This is a genomic window from Fibrobacter sp. UWB2 (assembly GCF_002210425.1).
Taxonomy (GTDB): Bacteria; Fibrobacterota; Fibrobacteria; order Fibrobacterales; family Fibrobacteraceae; genus Fibrobacter; species Fibrobacter elongatus.
Genome location: NZ_MWQK01000013.1, coordinates 1 through 2,386 on the forward strand (window position 1 = coordinate 1; position 2,386 = coordinate 2,386).

3 protein-coding genes are annotated in these 2,386 nt (G+C 41.8%); 1 reads left to right on the top strand and 2 read right to left on the bottom strand.

From position 1 onward, the window contains the following. Nucleotides 1–728: 728 nt before the first annotated feature. Together B7982_RS14715 and B7982_RS14720 are read right to left on the bottom strand one after the other, a co-directional pair. A complete protein-coding gene (locus B7982_RS14715; protein WP_088661414.1) occupies nt 729–1,319 on the bottom strand; it encodes a hypothetical protein in 591 nt (196 codons plus the stop codon). 13 nt (nt 1,320–1,332) lie between these two features. Continuing rightward, complete coding sequence (locus tag B7982_RS14720) at nt 1,333–2,052, bottom strand: hypothetical protein (protein ID WP_088661415.1); 720 nt, start codon at nt 2,050–2,052, stop codon at nt 1,333–1,335. Nucleotides 2,053–2,168: 116 nt separating this feature from the next. Here B7982_RS14720 and B7982_RS15120 point away from each other — a divergent pair. Further along, a partial coding sequence (locus B7982_RS15120; protein ID WP_233138605.1) for a hypothetical protein occupies nt 2,169–2,386 on the top strand: 218 nt, incomplete at its 3' end.

The window sequence follows — 2,386 nt, forward strand, 5'->3', positions numbered from 1 at the left end:
GATCGCCGATGGTACCTGGCCCCCGGGCCCGGGAGAGTAGGTCGCCGCTGGATTCACGGGCCCCTTGAGGAAATCCTCGAGGGGCCCTTTCTTTTTATGCCGCTCGGCTGCTATTGCAGGACGGGACTCCGCCTTCGCCTCGCTCTCGCGCCACGGCGTGTTGGTACACGCCGCTTGTCGCTCACGGCCCTTGCCGGAACACGGCGAGCGGGGCTTTTTTGTTTTGTACGTACCGCTCGCGTAATGTCGCGCTGTCATGCCGGACTCCGTTCCGGGAGGGAATCGGCTTACATGGTTCCCCTTGCGGGCTCATCTGATCGGTTTTCTATGTTGTTTGTGTTTCTTTGTCTGCATGCCGGTCGCGCTGGAAACCGCGCCGTTATGCGGACCTGCAATATTTGAATAATGAATATTCCAACCTGGCACATTGATAAAATATCAATAAAAATATCGAAAATGTATACTCTTTGCGCCCGTAGTAATTGTAGTTTAGAATTGTAGGCAGGCGATGTCGCAGGCCACGGGGTAAAAAAGGGGTCCACTATGGAAAACAAAGAGAATGAGATCAGGAAGCTGGGTCCCATTGTCGAGACTATCTGGGGCGTGCTCCTGCTTGTGGTGAGCTGCGTACTGATTGTCTTCGCCGCCTAGTTCTTGATCGCGAAAAAGAAAGTCCGTCTGTGTTGGAGACGGACTTCTTTTTTTTGCCTAAATTTTGAAATTTCTATTTAATTGCCAACGGGCTTTACGCCTTCAATTGCCTCAATTAACCAATCCATGACTTTGCTTTCTGATTCTCTGTTGCTGTTGAATTCTATGGCTACGATGCTTCTTTTGGGTGTAACTGTAATAGCTTCGCAATTGAGTATGGAAGAATTTTTGGGAATTATACAGGCGTAGCCGTAATTTTTATCTTGTTTGTATGTTGTACTTTGGCGTTCTTCACCCGGGAATCTACGGCTGAATGAATAATTGATGACATAATCTATGAATGAAGAATCGCTTTCGTTTTGCGGAGGTTGAAAATCTCCTTCAGCGACCATAAACGATGAAGGTAAGGTCTTAATTCTAATGGTGATGTTGTCTTTTGCAAAATCGAATTGTGCAAAGTTTTTTTCTGAAGAGTAAAGAGGCCTTTCGTAAGCGAATTCATTTCTCAAGTACGACAAGTCCATTTCAAGAGGTTCTGGAATATCAGTGTAGACATAATGGAACCCGGTCAGGAAATGTTTTTTTAATTGAGTATGTGAATTTGAATTTGCACATCCGCTGATAATGAGCGTGGCTGAAACAAAACCGATAGATAGTAATTTATTCATATTTTTCCTTTATTTAAAATGCAAGATTTCTCCATTGACAATCACTGATTGGAGGAATGAATCGATTGTTGTAATAATCAATACAATATTGTGGATCTTCTGCTGTAGCGCAATTCCTATCGCGAATTTCAGTGAGTTTATCGTAAACATCCTTGTTTTGCGTAGCTCTGCTTGGGAGTGACCATTCAAGACAACTGAAACAACAGGGTATGCCTGGTACATAAAGCGATTTTTTCATTTTTTCGACTGCTTTTGTATCGCCAGTTGCTGAGAAGTATGCCCAATGTGCATCGACTTCTTCGGCCTTGCAAGTAATGGTGTCCTGGAAAAGGGGATGACTTTGAACAAAGTCTTCAATACCTTGCTGAATCGGAACCCCCGCCGGAAATTCTCGATGATAATCTTTTTGCTGTTTGGAATCTAAGTGACTTAAAATCCATTTTTCGTCAATGTAATTATGGTTTCTGATGCTTAAAATATTGATGAGAATTTTTACGTATTCCTTGGCGGTCTTTACGTTGAGCGTGTTTTGGCGAATGAGGGCTACAATTAAATCGTTTGTATATTGCGGATTCATTTTATAGGCATCATTTGTGAAATGCTCCAATGAATCGGCAACGGCAGGGGCTAAATCGTCGCGTTTGATATTCTCATTAAATTTGGCTTGAAATAGCGAACAACTAGAAAGGATGATTGCTGCCAGAAAAAGGGATAGAATTACTTGTTTTTTCATATTTTTAATGAATACGTTGTATGTTAATATATAAAAAGATATAGTCTGCACGTTTTTATTCTTGTGCGATTCGAAAAAAAAGTTAATAGAATGTCAATATCTTGTAGTTTTGATGGATGGAAAAGATTTTTCTCAAAAAAAATGAAAAAAAGTTGATTTTTTTTACGCTAACCCCTTGTTTTTATTCCAGAAAATTCTATAATTGGTCTCACCCTCGAAACGACGGTCAAAACGAAGAATCGAGAGTAAAGCGAAAGCCCGCGAGACTTTCGGGAAGATTGAAGGAATCGGAGATGTGCTTAGTGACGGCCCAAGAAAATTTCTTGGAAGTCAA